This is a genomic window from Vibrio sp. 10N.222.54.E6 (assembly GCF_041473955.1).
GTDB lineage: Bacteria > Pseudomonadota > Gammaproteobacteria > Enterobacterales > Vibrionaceae > Vibrio > Vibrio tasmaniensis_A.
Genome location: NZ_JBFRTD010000095.1, coordinates 1 through 1,210, shown reverse-complemented (window position 1 = coordinate 1,210; position 1,210 = coordinate 1). Strand labels below are relative to the sequence as shown.

The 1,210-nt window shown below is 45.8% G+C and carries 1 protein-coding gene; it reads right to left on the bottom strand.

All coding sequences use genetic code 11. From position 1 onward, the window contains the following. Nucleotides 1-547 precede the first annotated feature (547 nt). Nucleotides 548-1,210, bottom strand: a 663-nt coding sequence (locus AB4513_RS24680; protein ID WP_102257389.1) for a hypothetical protein, incomplete at its 5' end; no start/stop codon positions are given.

Here is a 1,210-nt window from a genome sequence, read left to right as displayed (position 1 = left end):
AAGCTTAAGCGGCTGAATAAGAACCGTGACCATTTAATGAAATTAAGAAGAAAGCCTCTCACAGCGCCATACTGCTCTTTTTAGGCTGCAATATTGACAGCACTAAAAACCCTCGCCCTGCTAAGCCATACCATCCGGATGAAGGTGGACGTTAAGTAAGGAGATGATGAAAGGGAGCCACCTGACTCAGCGTTTAATCGAAGAAGGTCCCTGTCGTATGACAAAAGAAGGTTGCCGCGCCGTTTTTTTTTGCTTGTCCTTAAGTATTTATTTTTCTATTGATTTAATTATTTATTTTTATACGTAGTGTTCATAAGCGCAGCCCCTTATTGATGGCCATTATAGCGGTCTTTTTTATCCTTCCTTTCTTGCACGGCCTTTCTTATAAAAAACCGTGAATAGAGAAATCCCTTCCGAATGAGACTGCGTGCGCAAGATAACCCTGAATAACCTGTTGGGAGAAACAAGAAAAATGAGAGATAAAGCAGGGTAGGATAAGGTTCAGACGTGCTGATCCCTCCGCTTTCGCGGAGACAAAAATATCCCTTTAATTAGGGGCCAAGTCCGGTTGATACTCACTAAAGAAGGCTGAGGTTGATTGCGCATAGGTGTTTAACGTTGACGCATTGAAGATCTCTTGTATCCCTGACGCGATCTTACGGAAAGAGAGCCACTGAAAGCTCAGTCCTTTCTTTGTCTGGCGTTCCCGTGTTGCGAGGATCAATTCGCTGATGTTGGTGTAACGCACGACTTTTAAGTCATTAAAGAAGCGAGGTGTAAACTGTTTGTACGCGGGTGCACTGCGTATCGTCCCTTCGTCTTGGTCGACACACACATTGATCCGCTCACTGTGAAAATAGCTGGCACGCTTTAGATACTTCACCGCTTTAGCAAAGGACTTCGGCGAAATAAACTCTCCAAAGCGCAACGCATAATCTTCTTGAAGCTGGTCGTAGCTGATGGTTTTCAATCCCGCTTCGGTGGGCAAACCGATGCGCCCTCCAATGAGGTCTGTGTTCGGCAGAGTGCACGCTAATACTTTCGCAATTAAGGTGCGACACTGCACATTATTCACCGCTTCACCGCCCCATGCATTAAGTGACGGGAAACGATTGGGGTTGGTAATAAATTCTTCACACCCTTTTAAGATCCGCGCGTATTCTGGCGGTAGGGTTTCTACCTTACCGCTTCGAAGCAACCGGCGAGACTT